The sequence below is a fragment of the Bacillus sp. JJ783 genome, assembly GCF_036963225.1.
Taxonomy (GTDB): Bacteria; Bacillota; Bacilli; order Bacillales; family Bacillaceae_G; genus Bacillus_A; species Bacillus_A cereus_U.
This window is the reverse complement of record NZ_JBALMG010000075.1, coordinates 13,863-33,666: the sequence shown is the minus strand read 5'-3', so window position 1 is coordinate 33,666 and position 19,804 is coordinate 13,863. Positions and strand designations below refer to the sequence as shown.

Here is a 19,804-nt window from a genome sequence, read left to right as displayed (position 1 = left end):
CATTTCATCACTCCTATTTTTAGTGATTATATTTACTAGCACTTATAAATAATTATAAAATAAAGAATATTAAAACGGAATATATATCTTCTTATTCATTTACTAAGTACAATAAAAAGCTCTGGAGCATTTTTATAAAAAAATTCATGCTTCAGAGCTTTTGTATATTTTTTGTTGTTTCTTCGTTATGCACCTTCCGTGCCATAGTCTTCAATGGTTAGCTTTACATTATATTTGATTGGTGTCTTACTAAACACTTTATCCCAATCCTTTTCAACTTTCTTCCATACTTTTGGATACTGGATTTTCAAACTAGTATTAAAGCCAGCAACATCAGTTTTATATTCCTTTTGAATTTTTTGTAATGTCTGTTTCACTAATCGCCTCACTTCTTGCTCCGCAGATTGTTCCGTCCTTTTGAGAAATGTATTTTTAAAAGCCTCCTCTGACTCAGACCAGTTTTCGGATAACCTTCCCACAGACTGCACATTGACATCGAAAGAGATTTTATCCCCTTTAACATGGGGCGTAATTTTACTTTTTATAGATTTCACTTCATACATAACTAATTTTTTTGTCTTTTTATCATAACTTTTCACTAAGCCACTTTTCCCTTTTGCGGTTATCCACATTAAGCCTTCTAATTCATTCTCGTTCAAAAAGCCACGGAGTTTTTTTGTGCTCCCCTTAATTACAGCAGCACCTACATATTTTACTTCTCCGTTTATGGAAATCACATTCGGTAAAAGAAAACTCGCCCCAGATTTCACCTTTCCTGGTAGTTTTGCAAGTGGCATCGGCGATAAGATTCGTGAGGATCTATATTGATTATCCTCGATTTCAATTAAGCGAAATGCTGGAATTTCCCCAGGTTCTTTTGATTTTAACGCATCACTAGCTATCCCTTTACTGACCATAATAAAGCAACTAGGTCTCATCTCATTATCACGAACGTAGATGTCCAATAACTGCGTTAAATTATATGTTCGGGCGATACTTTCACTAACAACTATTACTTTCGTATGATGAAAAATGATAGGCCTTTGCCTTCTTAATGCAACTTCACGTATTGATTGATGAAGAGAATCTCCTGTTTCTGCAACATTCATATAAGCTTTTTGTTGTGATACTCCACCTTTTCCTCCGTCTGATGATGATTGTGCTTTAACAAATTGGTAGGTGGTTGTTATTAAATTCTTCTTTTTATATCCACCGCCCTTTTCTTCAATTTCTTTTTCAATCTTTGTTTCTTTTTCCTTATCTATTGCTAAACCTACGGCGAAACCTAACTCCTCAATTTCATGACTACTCCAGCATCCTGTAAGTATTAAGAGAAAAACTATTGACGCTATGCTTATAATAATTTTTCTACCTTTAACATTTTGGTTCATGCCTTTTTTTTCCTCCCCTTCGAAATCATAAGAAGAAGAAACGGAAGAATACCAAATAAAATTATTGCTGCGTTACTAATCATATTTCCAAATTCAAATAACTCATTTATGTTTTTCGGAACTTCAGCAACGATATATATTACCGGAAGTAATCCATACAAAAAGGAATGAATATTTTTATTAAAGAGCTGCGCTAACCCTAAAGCAGCTGCATAATAACAAATTGTATATGTTGCAAAGATTTGCATAATCCATATCACTAATAGTAAAGATTCGAACCGTTCAAAAATTAAACCTTGAATTTCAAAACTTCTCATAAGGTCAATTGTAGGCCATGTTCTCAGCAATACACCATCGATAGAAAACGCTCCTATAACCATTACTACTGTAATAACATAAAAAAATAAAGGAATCGTAGTGCCAATTATAACAACTTTTACTGCTTGAGACGGTTTCTTCATAAATGCTAAAAGTAACAACATAATTTCAACACCCGAATATGCCATAGTTGTTGTTTTTAGGCCTTTTAATGCCGGAACAATCCCTAATCCTAATACAGGACGAAGATTATCGAGTTCAAATATTCCTATACTCATAAAAGATGTCACTAAAAAAATAAAAACTGTAATTGGAAAAATAATTTCAAATAAACGTGCTATCGCATTTATTCCGCCTAGATTTAAATACAGACTTATCCACATGAATGGTATAAGAATAGCCCAGTCAGGCGTACCTTCTAATAGAAAGAAACTTGTTATACCTTCCAACGTTCTAAGTTCAAAGGAAGAAAGTGTTAAAAAGTAACCGATAATCAACAAACTAATTAACACTCCAAGCCATTTCCCTACAAGTTCTTGGCTATATTGATAAAATGTTTTTTCAGGAAATTGTTGACTTAACTTCACGATAATTATGCCTGCAACTATCGCAATTAATCCTCCTAAAATAACCGTTATCCAAACATCAGGAGTTTGCACTTTCTCAGCTGCTGTTCTAGGTAAAGTGAGGATTCCAACAGCAAGTATATAATTGATAAGAATCACAGCTGCTTGTGAAGTGGGAATTTTGTCCTTTGAGTTCATAATCATTCCTCTTCACTTCCTTTCCGTACATAGTCTTTTAAATTCAACATTTTTGGACGTCGCTTCATCATCTGAATTGGCATACGAACAATAAAATCCTTCCAATCGGTAAATTGATATAAGACAGCCGGGCTAGCATAAGGTACACCAAAACTTTTAAGCCTTGAAATATGACTGCATATAAATAAGAAAAATAGAATAACTCCATATAATCCGAATATAGCAGCGAAAAACATAGCTACAAAGCGAAGAATACGTAATGGAATTGCTGTACTATAATGAGAAAGTGCAAAAGAAGAAATAGCTGTGGCCGCCACAACAATTACCATTATTGGACTCACAATTCCAGCTGATACAGCTGATTGCCCAATGATTAATCCTCCTACAATTCCCATCGCTGAACCAATAGGCTTAGGTAGTCGTAGCCCTGCTTCTCGTAAAATTTCAATTGCAATTTCCATAAATAATCCTTCTATAATTGCAGGAAACGGGACGCCTTCTCGCCCTCCTATAATTGAAATGGCTAACTTAGTTGGAATCAATCCAGGATGGAATGAAATAAATGAAATGTACAGAGCGGGAGCAAATAGAGAAATAATAGCCGTTCCAAAGCGCAATAACCGAATCAGCGTACCTGGTATCCAGCGTTCATAATAATCTTCGGGTGATTGCATCATCATACTAAATGTAACCGGAACAATTAATACAAAAGGTGTTCCATCTAATAAAATTGCAACCCTTCCTTCCATTAATGCAGCGATAACTTTATCAGGACGTTCCGTACTCTGTACTTGCGGGAAAGGACTAAGATAATTATCTTCAATAAGTTGTTCTATATAACCTGATTCTGGCACATTATCAATATTAATTTTCTCAATTCTCTTCTTAACTTCTTCTACTAATTCTGGATCAGCAATCTCTTTCATAAAGGCAACAACCAAGTCTTTCTTAGCCCGTTCTCCTACATGAAATTTCACTAATGATAATCCTTCATTTTCACCGTGTAACCGTAACAAAGCAGTATTGTCCGATAAAACTTCTGTGAAACCTACCCGTGGACCCCTAACCGATCCCTCTGATATTGGCTCTTCAATATTACGTGTTTTTCCTTTTTTTGTATTAAGTATGAATACATCTGATAATCCATCAATTAATAATGCCGTTGAACCCATTAACACCTTTGACATCATTTTTTGCACAGATTGTACTTCTTCCACTCCACTAATAGGAAGAACTCGGTTTTTAATAAACTCTTTTGAAACACTATCTTTCATATTAGATGATTCATCTTTATACTCATCAGGAAAATTACACATTAATGATTTCAAAATGTGCATATCAATAAGATCTTTATCTGACAGCCCTTCTACAAAAACAAGAACTGCGCGGATGCTAGTCCCGCCGATATTAAACTCTCGACAATAAACGTCCGAATTATCAAGAGCCTCTTTTTTTATTACCTCTAAATCTAAGTTGAAATCACCTGTAAAGTGGTTTTCAGAAACTTTTGTCGCGTTATTCTCATATGTATTTCCCTGTTCTTGGCTTTGATTAACTATTGAATCCTGCGCTTTCACCTTCATCACTCTTTCTCCAAAAAAGCTTCTTATACCACTCTTCTTTACATATCAATATTTGTTTTCACTTGAATATAGTTCGTTATATTATTCTTTTTCTAATGTGCGAATCCAACTAAAAAATCTTGAAATTATATATGGAATGAATAGTACGATAAAGGCTTGTATAAAAACTTTCCACTCAGGTACATACGAAACAATCTTGTCCCACATTTTTATCATCCTATAACAATGCATAATTTTAGAAATTCCTCACTCAATTGGAATTTCTTATGAATTATTATGTCTGATAAGAAAAATTTTAATGCACTTAAAACTTCATCATACATTTCATCTATTTTTTTCGTTGCATATTCAAAATGATCATTCTATATCAGACCAACAAAAAAGAAGGTGGCCTAAAAATCAGTTTTACTGACTTTATCGGCAACCTTCTTTTATAAAGTATCTTCTTTTTGTAATTGCTTTTCTTCTTTCCAAAGTTTTCCTGGCCAAAAAGCGAAACGTCCTAATACAACTGTAATTGCTGGTACTAATAATGGCCTCACAATAAACGTATCTAGTAATACACCGATTGCAGTCACAATACCAAATTGAACAAGAACTTGGATTGGCAACGTACCTAATACTGCAAAAGTTCCTGCTAAAATTAAACCAGCTGATGTAATTACACTTCCTGTTTGTATAACACCATTTTTTACTGCATCTACATGATTTTGTTTCTTTCTATTTTTCCATATTTCTGAGACCATAAAGATATTATAATCTTCTCCTAAGGCAACTAAAAATACGAATGCATATAACGGTATCGCGCCTTGTATTGCGGGAGCTCCCATACCAAAGTGAAGTACTATCCATCCTGCTCCTAGCGCTGAGAAGAATGATAAAACGACAGTTACAATTAAATAGATCATCGCGACGATAGAACGTAAGTAAACAAGCAATAATAAAGCGATAATACTAATCATCACAGGAATAATAACCGCTTCATCACGTTCTGTTATTTGTTTTGTATCATATAAGGAAGCTGTTTCCCCGCCAATCCACAATTGATTTTCTGCATTACTAATCCCTCTGTCTTTTAATACTTTTTTTACACTATTTTTCAATTCAGGGATTTGATCTAATGCTTCAATTGAGTATGGGTTTTCCACTAAAGAAACTTCATACATTTGCAATTGATTATTTTCTTTTCCCTTCATTGGTTCTTTCACTTTATTAACAAAGGATAATTTCTCTATTTCTTGTTTAATAGGTAAATCTTTTCCTTTTGAATCAACTACAATCTTTACTGGTGCTAATTCTCCAGCTGAAAAATGATCCGTGATTAATGTAAATCCTTCACGTGATGGCATATCTTTCGGGAATGATTCTAATAAATCGTACGTGTATTGAATACGTGGTACAAATGAAGCCAATCCTCCTAATAAAAATACAGTTAGCATAATAATTGTCCACGGTTTACGTACAACAATATCACCAATCTTTTTACTAAAGGCCCCCTTTGTAGTTTTTACTTTTAAAACTTTCTTTTTCGCAAACTCTTCATTCATTGCAGTTGTTCTCGGTATGAATGGGAAGAATGCAACTCTACCAAAAATTAATAATAATGCCGGAAGAATTGTTAATGCAGCGATTCCCATTATGAAAACAGCAACACTAAATGGTACTGCAAATCGATGAAAGGCTCCATAATGTGCAAGCAATAATGTTCCTAATCCTAATACTACAGTTAGTGCACTCATTATAATTGCACCACCTGAAGCTTTTATCGCAAGTTGCAGTGCCTTATATTTACTTTCTTCTTCTAACAGATACTCCCTATACCTTGAAATTAAAAATAAACAGTAATCCGTTCCTGCTCCAAACAGTAAGACAGTCATAATTGATATAGCCTGTGCATCTACTTTAATCCATCCATTGTCTGCTAAAAAGCCCAGTGTCGGACTGATAATTCCATATGCAAAGCCCACAACAAGTAAAGGTAAAATTGCTAAAATTGGAGAGCGATACAATAAAATTAATAAAACCAATACAAGTAATACAGTAGCGACTAATAATTTCACATCAGCTTGACTAAATAAACTTACCGCATCCGTTTGAATACCTACCGGTCCAGATAATCGAACATGTAAACCAGAGTCGGTAATTTTTTGTTTGAACGGATCTTCATCCACTTTACTATTCACTATTTTTCGTAACTCTTCTAAATTACCTTTTAATATATCCGTTCCAGCAGATTTATTAAAAAATATTGGTGTGACAAATGATGTACCATCTTTTGATGCACTTTTTGATAATACTTGCTCTGGAATTGTATCAAATGGTGGTAATGTTGATTGTTCTTTTAAAGGACTGGCCTTTAATTCTTTATAAACGTCTTGTATGAGTTTATAATCCTTTGACTGTAATCCACCATCTCGATGCCATACTACTAACAACGGATTTCCTGCATTATTAGGAAATTCTTTTTTCATAAGTGCTTCAGCTTGCTGTGACATAGCTGTTTCAGGTAAATTTTTCGGATTCGGTTCTTTCATACTGTTTACTTGTGGCAACGTAAATGAAAGTACCAATGTAATAAGAATCCAAACCGATAAAGTTATCCATTGCGTATTCTTCCCTGCTACAAGCTTCCCTAACATATTTAACGGGTGCTTTTTCATAAAAACCCACCTTCCTTTTCCCCACCAATATTAATTATATATACTGGTCGGTTAATTAATCAAGAATGATTAAAAAATTATGTTATAATTATCTCAATCATAAATGTCAGGAGCGAATGTATTTGGATCAAAAACAACGTCCTCTCGGAAGGCCTCGTCAAAATAAAAATACAAAATCTACAAAAGCAATCATTTTAGAAGTTGCAACTAGATTATTTCTCACTCAAAATTATCAAGTTGTTTCGATGGATGAGGTCGCGAAAGAATGTGGTGTTACAAAAGCAACCGTCTACTATTACTATTCAACAAAAGCGGATTTATTTACCGCTACTATGATTCAAATGATGGTACGAATAAGAGAAAATATGGATCAAATCCTCTCTACAAATAAGACTTTGGAAGAAAGATTATTGGACTTTGCTACAGTATACTTACACGCAACGATGGATATTGATATGAAGAACTTTATGAAAGATGCAAAACTATCCTTATCTGAAGAGCAATTGAAGGAATTAAAAAATGCCGAGGATAACATGTATGATGTATTGGAAAAAGCACTCGATAATGCGACGGCCCTTGGAGAAATACCTAAAGGAGATCCTAAATTTGCTGCCCATGCTTTCGTAACTTTATTATCAATCGGGAATTTTAAAGATGAGAATCACAATCCTACTCTTGCAAATATAGATGAATTAGCAAAACAAATCGTTTCGTTTTATTGGAATGGGTTAAGTCATTAATATTGAATATAATATGAGATTTACTTAATTGAATAACAGCTATACCTTTCAAATATGGTTGCATTAATTTGATATTATTAACCTTTATAAAAGAACAAATATAAAGAGCATGTTGTTGAAAAATGATCAAAACATGCTCTTATTTATTTTAATTATAAATTTTCTTCATATCAAAGGTTGATCATTATTTATAATAACTCCATAAAAAATGATAATTTGTTATTTTTATTCTCTATAATCTTTGAATTTGCTCATTAATTTCCCCCTTACTTAATCCACCGTGATAACAAACTACGGATTCTATATCTAAATCTAAATACTTTTTCAAAGACTGGTGTGCTTCCTTTACATCCAAAGTAGTCGGGGCATGAATTCCCCCTAAAATTCCGTTTACGCTATACATTGAATCCCCAGCGATAAGAGTTTTACTTTGTCTCAAATATAAACTAATATGACCAGGAGTGTGCCCTGGGGTATGAATAATAAGAATACCACCGCAATAGGAAAGTTCTTGACCGTCAATCAAAGTATCATCCACTTTTCCTTTCGGAGGATTCTGTACTTGTGCATCCTTCAATAAGGGTAACTCCCCCTCGATATATGGCTTGTCTAGCTCGTGAGCATAGACTGTTATATTACTTCCACAGTTTTGTAATAGTTCAGGAAGACTACCTATATGATCTATATCCTGATGCGTCAAAATCACGACTTTTAGTTTACCAAACGATACTCCAACCTTATCCATTTCTACTTGTATATCTTCAATTTGTCCAGGAAATCCAGTATCTATTAAAACTGCCGTTTCATCATCCCATAAAAGAATTGGGTGAATAATATACCCTTGGAATTCAAGATGTAACATCTCTACTCCTTTAGCAATCTCCATAACTTTATGCTCCTTTATGATAAAGTTTGAACATATGTACAAGTACACCGAAAATATAAAGCCACGCTATCTTATAATATGTTTTTTCATCCCGATTGAGAATGCCTCAAACCCAATAGATTCATAGTAAGATTGCAAATTTTCTACACACATAAGTTGTGGAATAACCTTATTGTGTTCACAATGCTGTATTAATCGTTTCACTATTTCTTTCCCAATGCCACTAGACTGATACTTTGGCAATACACCTACTCCACAAATAATGCCTGTTATTACTCCATCTGATATAACACGCCCCATCCCTACTAACTTCTTATCATCAAAAACATAAATTACATGCCAACTTTGTTTACACATTTGTTCCAATTCATTAACCGTTAATTTAAGAGAATTCCATCCTAAAGATTCATATAAGGCTAATAATCCATTGAAATCCGTTGGATGTTCAATTGTGTAATTTNNCCTTATTCTCTCGTTTGTTTGTATTTCATAAAATTACCCTTAATATGAAATTAACTTAAACAAACTTCAATAAGAAAAATATAATTCCTTCTCAACATAAAATAAAAAGAAGTTAACCTCACCTAAGTTAACTTCTTTTATATAAATCTATCATTATATTATCAACCAAAAATCATACAGCTACAGACGATAAGAACAAACAAAACTAATAAACTATTTGAGAAATAACCCATAGAATACTACCCCTTTATTTAATTATGTTAAAGATTTTACCATAAAATTATTTATAGCATAATAACTGAAAAAGACATTACATGCATTAGTTATATGTATTTAGTAATATTTTATTTTCTATCATATTCTCCTACCGCAAAAACACCTCTTATACTCTTCTACCTCTGTTTGTATAGTTCCAAAAATAATAACATAGTGAATATTTGTTTACTATAATCAATTAAACAATTTGATTAATCATTAAACTAGTAATAAAATAATTACTAAATACATACAGGAAGCGAAAATAATGCCCCAAAACGAATTATTAAACGAATACATGAATTTATTATTAAATATGTCAGGTACTTTCAAATTATTATCAGAAAAATCCACTGAATTTACACATTTAGAGCAACACATAGTTGAGTATATTGCCCAGAAAAAGGTCGCTGTAAATTTAAAAATGATTGCTAGTTATTTAAACATACCTAAACAACAATTAAGTGTAACCGTTCGTAATTTAGAGCAAAACGGATACATTATAAAAAAACAAGATACAGTAGATAAACGAGCTGTTTTAATTTCCTTAACAGATAAAGCTGAAAAAGCACATTATGAAAGATGGAAACAAATTTATAATAATTTCACTAGTAATCTTGAAAAACTCAATGAAGAAGATCAACATGATTTAACTTACGGACTGTATAAAACAAATAAAATGCTATCAAAAATGCTAAATAACGACTAATCATATATATATAATATTTTTTATTATTAAACGGAGGACGTTTCATGGTTAAAGAAATAGATTTACAATCAGTTCAAGGTACTATGCTTATTCCACTATGGGGACGAGCGTATGGTAGTGAGAAAAACAAGGATATTTTAGATGATACGGAAGCTATTCGGATTATTAAAGAATGCGACTTTGATTTCTCTAAAATAGCAGATACATTTGGCGAATACGGATGTATCACTTACATTACCCGTGCACGAAAAATTGATGATACTATAAAACAATTTATTACAAAGAATCCGAATGCTACTATAGTAAATATCGGTTCTGGACTAGACACTTCTTTTTCAAGAATTGATAACGGTACAATACAGTGGTATAACCTTGATTTGCCTGATGCGATTGCTTTTCGCAAAACATTAATTGAAGATACACCACGAAATATAAACATTGCCAAATCATTTTTTGACACTTCTTGGTTCAACGATATAAAATATGATCCAAAAGACGGTATTCTTTTTATATCAGCAGGTGTGTTTTATTACTTTAAAGAAGAGGAACTGAAGGAGATAATTGTCGCTATGGCAAAACGTTTTCCTGGAGGAAAATTATATTTTGATGCTGAATCAAAGTTCGCACTGACGCTTTCGAATGCTACTGTAAAAAAATCTGGTAATAACGGTGCTATGATGTATTTTTATGTAAACAATCCAAAATCAATAGAAAGATGGTCTTCTAACATAAAAATATTAAGCTGTTCCCCTTTCTTTAAACATATACCTACAAATAAAGATTGGGATGGAAGTACACGAATCATGATGCGGATTGTAAATTTAATAAAGATGTTGAAGTTCGTTCATATACGGTTTGAAAAATGATTAATCTATAGCTTATATATTATATCGTATACAAAAAAGACCTCGATTTTATTAAATTCATATAATAATAGGATAGTTAGTCCATTATGAGGGCTAATTATCCTTTTTTATTTACATAATGAATGAAATAAGCAAAAAAATAAACATTCAGTTTAATCAGTATAATATAGATATATACCTTGAAAAGTTCGTTTGGTTTTGGGAAGAGGACAAAGCCTCGGTGCGAAGGCAGCACTCCACTTTCGAGGACATTAAATAAACAATCCTAATTTGATTAGAGGTAGCCTAAAGATAAACAAAGGACAGGAGAGTATTTTAATGAGAGCTCAAGAAATACCCATTGTTAATAGAAAGGCTTACCCTTTACTGAATTCGGAAGGAGGACATGCTTCAGTTATAATTTGTCACTATTTGGGTTATAAATCAGTCATTTTATCTTTATCTGGATTTCCCCCAAAACTAATGGGCTGTTCTCCTTTTCAATAGTTTCGAGTTAGGTCCGGGATTTCTAAAGGTCGCGTACGTTCCAAACAATCTCACCACGCTCGTCCCACGTACTGTGATGCCTCTCAAATCCTATCTTCTCTAACACCCGGAAAGACGCAACATTCCAAGCGCCTACAGTCGACCAAAGTCTGCGGCGCCCGGTAGCAATCGCAGCGTCCAGCACAACGGATGCTGCCTCAGTCGCATAGCCTTTACGATGAGCACTGCGGAACAACTCGTATGCGATCTCCGGCTCTTCCAGTGTGGAACGACCGATAATCAAGCCACAGTATCCGATGAAATCACCTTCGTCTCGTCGGCGAATAGTGAGAAGGGAAATACCATTTTCACTTGCTTTCTTACGCATCTCGATAAGCTTGCTACGCACGGCGTCAAGGGTTTGCATATCCACACCACGTTCGCCAATTAATTTTCTCATCCAGACTGAATCGGATTCCTCCCACATACTCAGATCAAGTCGTTCAGTTTTCAGCTGGAACTCCATAGCTTTAAATAAAGCTGTCATAGTGGAAACCTCCTAGTTATGTCACTGCACTCATAATAGCTTCGCACCTCATCACCACATCAGGTTGGAAACCCGGCTATTTTCCAACTCTCGCGAGAATTTATAGCAACAGTGTACAAAAAATTAGTGTTATTTTATGAATAGGTAATTACCCTACAAAATAGACCTTTTTATCAAACTTTTTTTCAAAACTAACTATAATATAAAGGCAAAAACATATTATACATATCAAATAGGTCCTTGCCTTTACTTTTATTGACTTCAACAACTATAACCTAAATATAATTCGGACGAGGTCTTTTTTACTTATCTTTCAACTAAGCTAATTGCTAACTCACGTTTGTATCGAATAGATGTGAAACCTTTACCTACAGGTAGTCCATAAGCTGGTCTTTCATCTTGGTATTTAAATCCAACTGCTTCATAAAATGGAATCCCCATAGCATTATTTTTTGCAACTGAAACCCATTGTTCTTTTGCACCACGTTCAATTTGATTATTTGTAATTATAGAAAGTAATTCTGTACCAATGCCTTCTCTTTTTCTATTTGGATTTAAATATATTACAAATAACTCTGCTGTTGCTTTACCAGTGAAACCACCTCCACCAGCACCGAGTATTTCTCCATTATCACTTGCAACAAACCAACCATTCCACTCTTGGCTAATATTTAACATTTCACTTCTCACTCTTTCTTCATTGTAAAACTCCTTGATCGTACTTTCTATGTATTGCTGGGGCAACAAACCTGGATATGTATTTCTATAACCGTCTGAACACACTTTAATAATCCCCTGTATATCTTCCACTCTTGCTTTTCTATATTCAATCATATTGCATCCTCCCAAATTATAAATAAACAATTCACACATTGTATGATTCAATATTCAAACAATTAATCCTATCCGTGTTTTTATACTATATTTCTAAAAACTCTATAATCGTTTCACATACATTATCTGTTTCTTCGATATCTGGAAAATGTGCACTATTTTCAAATATAACAAGTTTACTATTTTTCATATGACTCGTTATCCTTTTGCTCATTTCCACACCAGTATTATAGTCATGCGCTCCAACAATGACACATGTATCTTGTTCCAAATCATTAATGCGCTCAATAAGCGGTACAATTGATTTCGTTTCAAAAATAACTTTACTCATCTTCCCTGTATTACTTAAATGACTTTCTTCCCAAAGACTACGATTTAACTTTGCAAATTCTTGATTTTTAAACAATAGCCGATCAACAACTTCAGTATCAACAATGTTCCAAACTTGATTATTTTTTTCTTTCAAGGAGATTTCCGACTTACTAATTATAGATATTTGTTCTTTCATTTTCCCTTCCGTTACTTTTAGGAACCCTTCTATCTGCACATTATACACTTCATCATAATCGTCTAATAATGGTGCCTGTAATACCATTTTCTCAACTGCTTCTGGGTATTTTAAAGCATACTCTAAACAAAGTTGTCCACCAAAAGAATATCCTAACAAATTTACCTTGTTTATATTTAATCGCTTTCTTAATTCCTCCAAATCTTCTGCTAAAGTATTTATAGAATAGTCATTGTCATCTTGAGGTGCCTCGCTACGCCCACATCCTCTTTGTTCATAATAAACTACAGTTAAATATTCTTCTAATTTCATTCCCAGAGTTCTCTCAAATACATAATGATTACCGCCTGGACCTCCATGTACAATAATGAGAGGAACTGTAGTATGAGCTGCCCCTGCAACTTTACACCAATGCTGAATACCGAATACATCTAAATAAAGTTCACGATCTTTTAACATATAATTAGTCACTTTTCGTCTCTCCCTTATGTATAATACCCTTACTATTAGACTTTCATTTTTAACTAACTACTAAATGTATAAGTTTTCCTTCCGACTAAGTCCTACTCCAAAATGAATTTTATCCCACCACAAATCGAGATCACATTCACTTATATTTTTTCTTTACATACTTAGCTCTCCCCTTTAAATTGATATTAATTTTTCAACGGGCGAATAAACGCTACATTTTTCCATATAAAGTCCAAACAAATAGTACAACGAAAGCTGTACCCTTATACAAAAAAGGTACAGCTTTTTAACAACATACACTAAGAGGTTTATTATCCTAACTAAATCACTTTCACATGACTTCAATAATTCATTTGTTAACATGCATTTCAAATTCTTTCGATACATTGAATTCATATCATTGTTTAATTTTTATAATTAAATAAAACATTTTTAACTACGCTACATTAACAGCTTTATTCTTCAAAACAAACTTTCCAAATAAGAAACGTACAAGAGGTCCCATTATTATTAATTGCAGTGGGTACGCCATAATAAAATTTTTAATAAAGACCGAGAAATAAATTGAAATGAATGAGTCACCATGTAACCCATTATGTAAATACATCATAGCCATTCCATAAAATGACATGAAGAATACCATTCCGATTACCATTGTTGTTGCCATCGCAATAATCATGTTTATTTTTTTTGATTTATCAAGTGGTAATGCAAATACAATCTTTTTCGCACACGGTCCTACGATACATATTTCAATTAATAGCGCAATAATAAATCCAATTATTAGTTCTAATGCGATCTCCTTGATATGAATTGGCCCTCCTGCTCCATTCATTAATAAATTGTAAAACGTCATAACGATAACCATCCCTAGGCACATCATCATACCGAATTGGAGGTTTTCCTTTCTTGTTGTTGGCAATTTTCATCATCCCTTCTGTTTAAGTCTTTGTCATTATATCGATATTGGAAACGCCTTCGTAAGTGAACATTTTGTGAACGTTTTTAAAGCGTTTACGTGCATTTCTTTCAGGCTTCACTCCAATCCTCCCACTTTATAACTTTTCACTTATAAAGGTTTTATATATTTTAATGTTGAATTATTAAATTTAATATTGAATTATATGATAATTACTACTAGGAGGATAACCATGAATAAAGCAGAATTTTACGCATATCACATCGTTACAAGGAAAACAATGAGTATCGGACAAATCATTCATTTTGACAAAAATCAAACTAATACCCTCTATCACTTCTTTTTTGAAAGAGAACAATTAAATTCTCATGATGAAGACTCCATTCAAATTTTAAAAAGTCATTATCTCAATGAGGAATTACATATAAATAATGAAAATGCTAAAGTAGTTATGAATTATATAGATCAAACAATTAGAGCGGTTAGAGAAACGATTGTAGAAATGGTTAGACTGCAAGAATTTCCTGAATATCCTTCAAGGTTGTCTTGCTTATATGCTTCCAAAAGCTATGAAGATGCTTTGAAATGGAAAGCGCTATTTGATTCTTACAACCGAGAAGTTTTGCAGATTGTTAAACTACGAGTGATCGGTAGTTCTTTTGAAGGTGACGGAAATCTTTTACCGAAAGAAGATGGTATTCCTTTCGCTCAAAAAATTGAACAGGCTAAAGAGTATTGGAAAGGAAACGTTAGAAATGAACTTCCTGAGCTATTAATTAATGGAAAAATTGAAGTGGTAGAAATTATCGATGATTTTTCCTCAATTAATATTTAATTAACAATTAAATATTATAGGATGGAGATTAAAATGATGAAAAAAGTATACTTCAATCACGACGGTGGTGTAGATGATTTAATTTCACTATTTTTATTACTGCAGATGGACAATGTGGAACTGACTGGAGTCTCTGTTATTCCAGCAGATTGCTATTTAGAACCAGCAATGTATGCAAGTCGTAAAATTATCGATCGTTTTGGTAAAAGTAGTATTGAGGTAGCAGCGTCCAACTCTCGTGGGAAAAACCCATTTCCAAAAGACTGGCGGATGCATGCATTTTATGTAGATGCTTTACCAATTTTAAATGAGTTTGGAAAAGCTATAACACCCGCGGCAGCTAAACCTGCACATCATCATATAATAGAGACTCTTCTACAAACTGATGGAAAAACAACTTTATTATTTACAGGGCCCCTGACTGACCTTGCTCGCGCATTATATGAATCTCCAATAATCGAAGATAAAATTGAACGTCTCGTTTGGATGGGCGGTACATTTCATACTGCGGGAAATGTACATGAGCCAGAACATGACGGAACAGCCGAATGGAATTCATTTTGGGATCCCGAAGCAGTAGCTCGTGTTTGGGATGCTAATATAGTAATTGATTTAGTAACTCTAGAAAGTACTAATCAGGTTCCACTAACTTTAGATGTACGTGAACGTTGGGCAAAAGAGAGAAAGTATATTGGTGTTGACTTCCTTGGTCAATGTTATGCGATGGTTCCCCTCTCGTTCACTTTTCAACTAACTCTACCTACTATTTGTGGGATGTATTAACTGCTGCTTTTGTTGGGAGAGCTGATCTTGCAAAAACAAAAACGATTACTAGTATCGTTCATACATACGGACCCAGCCAAGGACGTACAGTGGAAACTGCTAACGGAAGACCAGTAAATGTCATTTATGATGTGAAACGTGATGCATTCTTTGAATATATTACTGAATTAGCTAAAAAAGCTGCTAATCACAACCAGTGTTGAAAGCCGTATAAACCCAGGTGATGAGCCAGCAAAAAAATTTAGAAATTGGTTGGGACTAAATATTTAATTATTAAAAAGAGTATTGAATTAATTTTCAATACTCTTTTTGTGCAGTTAAATTGCATTTGATCAGAATAAGCATCAATTTAATTAGAGTTAGATTTTACAGATTAACCATTTCATAACCATTTACAAAGTACGTTATTGTTTCTATCTCATCTTCATTTAATTCTCTATCTAGTTCTTTTTTATATGCTGCTTTTATCTTCTCTTCATCGCCTTTATGAGTTTCCGTATAAGTTCCTACTGTTTTTAGCAAATGAATTTCTTGTAAAAACTCATCCCGATTTATAGCTGTTCCATGGGAAAGAATATATGTCTCAGCATCAAATTTCTCTAATTCTTGTATCAGTTTAAACGTTCGTTTCGTTGTATAGTTTCGCTTTGCAGAAAAGATATCTGCATATATACAGTCTCCTAAAAACAAAATCTTTTCTTCTTTAATATAAATAACAACAGAGTCATGTGAATGGTCTCCGCCCACATGCTCTAACACACATGTCACATCACCAAGGTCTAATTCAAGTTGTTTCTGAAAGGTTAAGGACGGCGGAAGAATTTGAATATTTCTTGGTTTTTCACTGAACTCTTTTTTTATACAGTCCGCACAAAATTCAATTTCTGTACCTTCTTTCACTCGTGCATCCAATGCCTCATCCGACCACTCATAAGAAACAAGTGTGTTCATCTCTTTTTTTGTTTCAAAATGTGCGATAGACAATGCATTTTGTAATACAGGCAATCCAAAAATATGATCCCAGTGCCAATGCGTTAATGCTACAAAATCAGGATTTGAGATATTTTGCTCTTTTAGCATTTCTAAAAACAATTGTGCATGTGCTTCTGAATTACCTGCATCTATCATCAAAGTCTTTTCTTTTCCAACTACCATTCCTAAAATAGGTCTATCTGTCTCGGAAACAGGTGTCATATACCGAAATGAGTTTCCTATTTTTTTAATTTGCTGCATAACTATTGCCTCCATTTTATGACTGTGTAACAATTTCCAGCCGAGAAAATTTTTTGTTTTGTATTTTGATTACTAGTAAATAACAATGTCAGAAATGAAATCATTCTACATTTTTTATTATCTAATGAAATACAAATACTAATTTCAACAAGGGAATCCTTTCTCAACATTTGTTACTTTCAATCTATTTTACGCTACGAATTTACATTTAAATTATATTACAATTTGTATAAATGAGATACATTTTACAATATCGAAGGGGTGTTGAACCTGGAATGCAAAGGAAACAATCATGCCCTATTTCGGTAATGTGTTAACAGGTAAAAAGTTGATCAATGAATTTAATAAGGAGGGCTACCATGTTATCAGCTGAATAAAAAGCAGCAACTATACAGTTGCTGCTTCCAACATTTCTTTTTGTATTTCAACACGTTTGATTTGGTGAGGGTCTTTAGAAAGAATTTTAAATGCATATCCTTCGCTATTTATTGTTTGCCCTTCCTGGATATCATAATTCTGCATTAGAATCCAACCACCAATCGTGTCAACATCACTATCATTCATATGTAATCCTAGTAAATCATTTAATTCACTAATTAATACTTTACCTTCTACGACAACATGACCTTCCTTCATTTGTTGGATGGGAGGACGCTCATCTTCATCGTATTCATCACGTATTTCTCCTACAATCTCTTCCAGAATATCCTCAATGGTTACAATACCAGCCGTACCGCCGTATTCATCATATAAGACAGCCAACGGAATACGTTTCTTTTGCATTTGTAGTAAAAGATTATGTATTGGTATGGTCTCAATTACTTCAATTACTGGACGCGTATACGATTGAATAGAACTGAATTCTTTTGCTTCCTTATTCATATAACGGATAAAGAAATCTTTCACATTCACCATACCAATGATTTCATCTTTATCTTCCCCAAATACTGGGTAACGTGTGTACTTTTCATCACGGATTATTTTCATATGGTCTGCTAAAGAATTATCTACATGTAGCCCTATAATTTCTGTACGAGGGACCATGATTTCTTTCGCAATACGATTATCAAATTCAAAAATATTATTTACATATTTGTATTCAGCCTGATTAATTTCTCCACGTTCATAACTTTCAGAAAGAATCAATCGTAATTCTTCTTCTGTATGTGCTACATCATGCTCTGATGCAGGTTTTAAGCCGAACATTCCGGTTATCATCCTTGCAGAGCCATTTAACAAGCGAATAAACGGATACATGATTTTGTAGAACCAGATAAGCGGAGCCGAAAGTAATAAAGTAACCTTCTCAGCCTTTTGAATCGCCAATGTTTTTGGTGCTAATTCACCAACTACAACATGTAAGTACGTCATTATAGTAAAAGCAATTCCTAAAGATAATACACCTGCAATGGAAGGATTGATGTTCCACTTATCAAATAAAGGATGTAAAAGTCTCTCAATCGTTGGTTCACCTAGTGCTCCAAGTCCCATTGCTGTAACTGTAATCCCTAATTGACAAGCTGACAAATATTCATCCAAGTTTGATGTCACTTTCTTAGCTGCCAGCGCACCCTTCTTTCCTTCTAATACAAATTGATCAATCTTTGAACCTCTTACTTTTACAATAGCAAACTCAATTGCCACGAAAAATGCAGTACATGCGATTAAAACCGCTACCATGATTAAATTAAATATGTCCAACTAATTCCCTTAGCTTTCTTGAAACTAAAGGATTCACCTCCTGATATATTTTCTCTTTCCATACCTATAATTTCATACACATTAACATGAGATTGTATACAATCTACATTCTCAAAATGATGAGGGGTACTTTGAGAAAATCGAGGTCATTTAGCCACCTATCCGAGTCAACATCTGAGTCCAATACATTTCCACCGCCTTGATTAAATTATCTATATGTTAGCATGAGAAATAAATCCCAGTCAACGTTTACATTTTGTATACCCTGAAATTTAAACAAAAAGCTTCTCTTCCCTGTTACATAAAATCTCTTAATGCGTGCACCAAACACTATAACATCCCCTTCGCTTCCACTAACTATATTATTTTTTGTTCATTATTTACATTCCTTCTCACAGTAAAAAGTAAAGCGCAGTAATTTTTATCAGACTTTTCGAAAACACTTTGACACACATATTAGCCAATGCTAATATGAATGAAGAATAAACATATTAGTAATGACTAATACGATTGGAGTGAATACGATTGTGCAACTCAAATGACTTAGATATTAAAGCCAAATTTATTCGAGGCTTTGCTGATAAAACAAGACTTCAGATTCTTCAATGTATGTTAGATGGTGAAAAAACGGTATCCGAAATTGTAGAAATCACTAAAGGAAATCAGTCAAATATCTCACAACATCTGAACTGTTTAAAGGGATGCGGCATCATCCTAGGTAGACAAGAAGGAAAATATGTCTACTATTCCTTACGCAGTACACAAATTGAACAGTTACTTACAATGTTCGATGTTGTCTTTCATGAGGTACAAAATGAAGTAGCATCATGTGACAAAAACGATGGTTGTTTATCTCAAAAAGGAGAGAACTGAC

At 33.5% G+C, this 19,804-nt stretch carries 17 protein-coding genes and 1 pseudogene; 6 read left to right on the top strand and 12 right to left on the bottom strand.

Annotated elements, in window-relative coordinates; genetic code table 11:
* Positions 1-185 precede the first annotated feature (185 nt).
* From V7038_RS16690 to V7038_RS16675, 4 genes are all read right to left on the bottom strand, one after another.
* Positions 186-1,391 carry a Ger(x)C family spore germination protein gene (locus V7038_RS16690; protein WP_199661256.1) on the bottom strand — a complete coding sequence of 402 codons (1,206 nt, stop codon included), beginning with the start codon at positions 1,389-1,391 and terminating at the stop codon, positions 186-188.
* Entirely contained in the window at positions 1,388-2,479 is a 1,092-nt protein-coding gene (locus tag V7038_RS16685) for a spore germination protein (RefSeq protein WP_199661257.1), read from the bottom strand. Before V7038_RS16685 ends, V7038_RS16690 begins: the two co-directional genes overlap by 4 nt.
* Positions 2,476-4,056 (bottom strand): spore germination protein, encoded by a 1,581-nt coding sequence (locus V7038_RS16680; protein ID WP_199661258.1) that lies wholly within the window; start codon positions 4,054-4,056, stop codon positions 2,476-2,478. Before V7038_RS16680 ends, V7038_RS16685 begins: the two co-directional genes overlap by 4 nt.
* Before the next feature lie 431 nt (positions 4,057-4,487).
* A complete protein-coding gene (locus V7038_RS16675; RefSeq protein WP_199661259.1) occupies positions 4,488-6,716 on the bottom strand; it encodes an MMPL family transporter in 2,229 nt (742 codons plus the stop codon).
* Between the two features lie 122 nt (positions 6,717-6,838).
* Here V7038_RS16675 and V7038_RS16670 point away from each other — a divergent pair, with 122 nt between their 5' ends.
* The gene (locus tag V7038_RS16670) at positions 6,839-7,456 is read left to right on the top strand and encodes a TetR/AcrR family transcriptional regulator (RefSeq protein ID WP_199661260.1); all 618 of its coding nucleotides are present in this window, start codon (positions 6,839-6,841) and stop codon (positions 7,454-7,456) included.
* A gap of 232 nt (positions 7,457-7,688) precedes the next feature.
* Here V7038_RS16670 and V7038_RS16665 read toward each other — a convergent pair whose 3' ends face one another.
* Together V7038_RS16665 and V7038_RS16660 are read right to left on the bottom strand one after the other, a co-directional pair.
* A complete protein-coding gene (locus V7038_RS16665) occupies positions 7,689-8,342 on the bottom strand; it encodes an MBL fold metallo-hydrolase (RefSeq protein WP_199661261.1) in 654 nt (217 codons plus the stop codon).
* A gap of 66 nt (positions 8,343-8,408) precedes the next feature.
* Positions 8,409-8,810, bottom strand: a complete 402-nt coding sequence (locus V7038_RS16660; RefSeq protein ID WP_335471026.1) for a GNAT family N-acetyltransferase — start codon at positions 8,808-8,810, stop codon at positions 8,409-8,411.
* Between the two features lie 517 nt (positions 8,811-9,327).
* On the opposite strand from V7038_RS16660, the gene V7038_RS16655 reads away from it, so the two are divergent.
* Together V7038_RS16655 and V7038_RS16650 are read left to right on the top strand one after the other, a co-directional pair.
* A complete protein-coding gene (locus V7038_RS16655; protein WP_199661263.1) occupies positions 9,328-9,768 on the top strand; it encodes a MarR family winged helix-turn-helix transcriptional regulator in 441 nt (146 codons plus the stop codon).
* Positions 9,769-9,812: 44 nt separating this feature from the next.
* Positions 9,813-10,634: a class I SAM-dependent methyltransferase gene (locus tag V7038_RS16650; RefSeq protein WP_335471019.1), complete on the top strand. Its 822-nt coding sequence runs from the start codon at positions 9,813-9,815 to the stop codon at positions 10,632-10,634.
* Positions 10,635-11,142: 508 nt separating this feature from the next.
* Here V7038_RS16650 and V7038_RS16645 read toward each other — a convergent pair.
* The 4 genes from V7038_RS16645 to V7038_RS16630 form a co-directional block, all read right to left on the bottom strand.
* Positions 11,143-11,646: a GNAT family N-acetyltransferase gene (locus tag V7038_RS16645; RefSeq protein ID WP_335471017.1), complete on the bottom strand. Its 504-nt coding sequence runs from the start codon at positions 11,644-11,646 to the stop codon at positions 11,143-11,145.
* 306 nt (positions 11,647-11,952) lie between these two features.
* Positions 11,953-12,480, bottom strand: coding sequence for a GNAT family N-acetyltransferase (locus tag V7038_RS16640; RefSeq protein ID WP_335471015.1), 528 nt, complete (start codon positions 12,478-12,480; stop codon positions 11,953-11,955).
* 85 nt (positions 12,481-12,565) lie between these two features.
* Positions 12,566-13,447: an alpha/beta fold hydrolase gene (locus tag V7038_RS16635; protein ID WP_438825114.1), complete on the bottom strand. Its 882-nt coding sequence runs from the start codon at positions 13,445-13,447 to the stop codon at positions 12,566-12,568.
* 448 nt (positions 13,448-13,895) lie between these two features.
* The gene (locus V7038_RS16630; protein ID WP_335471011.1) at positions 13,896-14,381 is read right to left on the bottom strand and encodes a DUF2798 domain-containing protein; all 486 of its coding nucleotides are present in this window, start codon (positions 14,379-14,381) and stop codon (positions 13,896-13,898) included.
* Positions 14,382-14,610: 229 nt separating this feature from the next.
* On the opposite strand from V7038_RS16630, the gene V7038_RS16625 reads away from it, so the two are divergent.
* Both V7038_RS16625 and V7038_RS16620 read left to right on the top strand, forming a co-directional pair.
* Entirely contained in the window at positions 14,611-15,213 is a 603-nt protein-coding gene (locus tag V7038_RS16625) for a DUF2441 domain-containing protein (protein WP_335471008.1), read from the top strand.
* A 33-nt stretch (positions 15,214-15,246) separates the two neighbouring features.
* A pseudogene (locus tag V7038_RS16620) lies at positions 15,247-16,199 on the top strand (nucleoside hydrolase).
* Positions 16,200-16,362: 163 nt separating this feature from the next.
* On the opposite strand, the gene V7038_RS16610 reads toward V7038_RS16620, so the two are convergent.
* Positions 16,363-17,244, bottom strand: a complete 882-nt coding sequence (locus V7038_RS16610; protein ID WP_335471005.1) for an MBL fold metallo-hydrolase — start codon at positions 17,242-17,244, stop codon at positions 16,363-16,365.
* A 372-nt stretch (positions 17,245-17,616) separates the two neighbouring features.
* Positions 17,617-18,930, bottom strand: a complete 1,314-nt coding sequence (locus tag V7038_RS16605) for a hemolysin family protein (RefSeq protein ID WP_335471001.1) — start codon at positions 18,928-18,930, stop codon at positions 17,617-17,619.
* 525 nt (positions 18,931-19,455) lie between these two features.
* Here V7038_RS16605 and V7038_RS16600 point away from each other — a divergent pair.
* Positions 19,456-19,803: an ArsR/SmtB family transcription factor gene (locus V7038_RS16600; protein WP_002109853.1), complete on the top strand. Its 348-nt coding sequence runs from the start codon at positions 19,456-19,458 to the stop codon at positions 19,801-19,803.
* Position 19,804 lies beyond the last annotated feature (1 nt).

Excerpts from the sequence above, each read along its gene's own strand:
- V7038_RS16690 (WP_199661256.1), bottom strand. The coding sequence starts at position 1,391 with ATGAACCAAAATGTTAAAGGTAGAAAAATTATTATAAGCATAGCGTCA.
- V7038_RS16685 (WP_199661257.1), bottom strand. The coding sequence starts at position 2,479 with ATGATTATGAACTCAAAGGACAAAATTCCCACTTCACAAGCAGCTGTG.
- V7038_RS16680 (WP_199661258.1), bottom strand. The coding sequence starts at position 4,056 with ATGAAGGTGAAAGCGCAGGATTCAATAGTTAATCAAAGCCAAGAACAG.
- V7038_RS16675 (WP_199661259.1), bottom strand. The coding sequence starts at position 6,716 with ATGAAAAAGCACCCGTTAAATATGTTAGGGAAGCTTGTAGCAGGGAAG.
- V7038_RS16665 (WP_199661261.1), bottom strand. The coding sequence starts at position 8,342 with ATGGAGATTGCTAAAGGAGTAGAGATGTTACATCTTGAATTCCAAGGG.
- V7038_RS16655 (WP_199661263.1), top strand. The coding sequence starts at position 9,328 with ATGCCCCAAAACGAATTATTAAACGAATACATGAATTTATTATTAAAT.
- V7038_RS16650 (WP_335471019.1), top strand. The coding sequence starts at position 9,813 with ATGGTTAAAGAAATAGATTTACAATCAGTTCAAGGTACTATGCTTATT.
- V7038_RS16645 (WP_335471017.1), bottom strand. The coding sequence starts at position 11,646 with ATGACAGCTTTATTTAAAGCTATGGAGTTCCAGCTGAAAACTGAACGA.
- V7038_RS16640 (WP_335471015.1), bottom strand. The coding sequence starts at position 12,480 with ATGATTGAATATAGAAAAGCAAGAGTGGAAGATATACAGGGGATTATT.
- V7038_RS16635 (WP_438825114.1), bottom strand. The coding sequence starts at position 13,447 with ATGTTAAAAGATCGTGAACTTTATTTAGATGTATTCGGTATTCAGCAT.
- V7038_RS16625 (WP_335471008.1), top strand. The coding sequence starts at position 14,611 with ATGAATAAAGCAGAATTTTACGCATATCACATCGTTACAAGGAAAACA.
- V7038_RS16610 (WP_335471005.1), bottom strand. The coding sequence starts at position 17,244 with ATGGAGGCAATAGTTATGCAGCAAATTAAAAAAATAGGAAACTCATTT.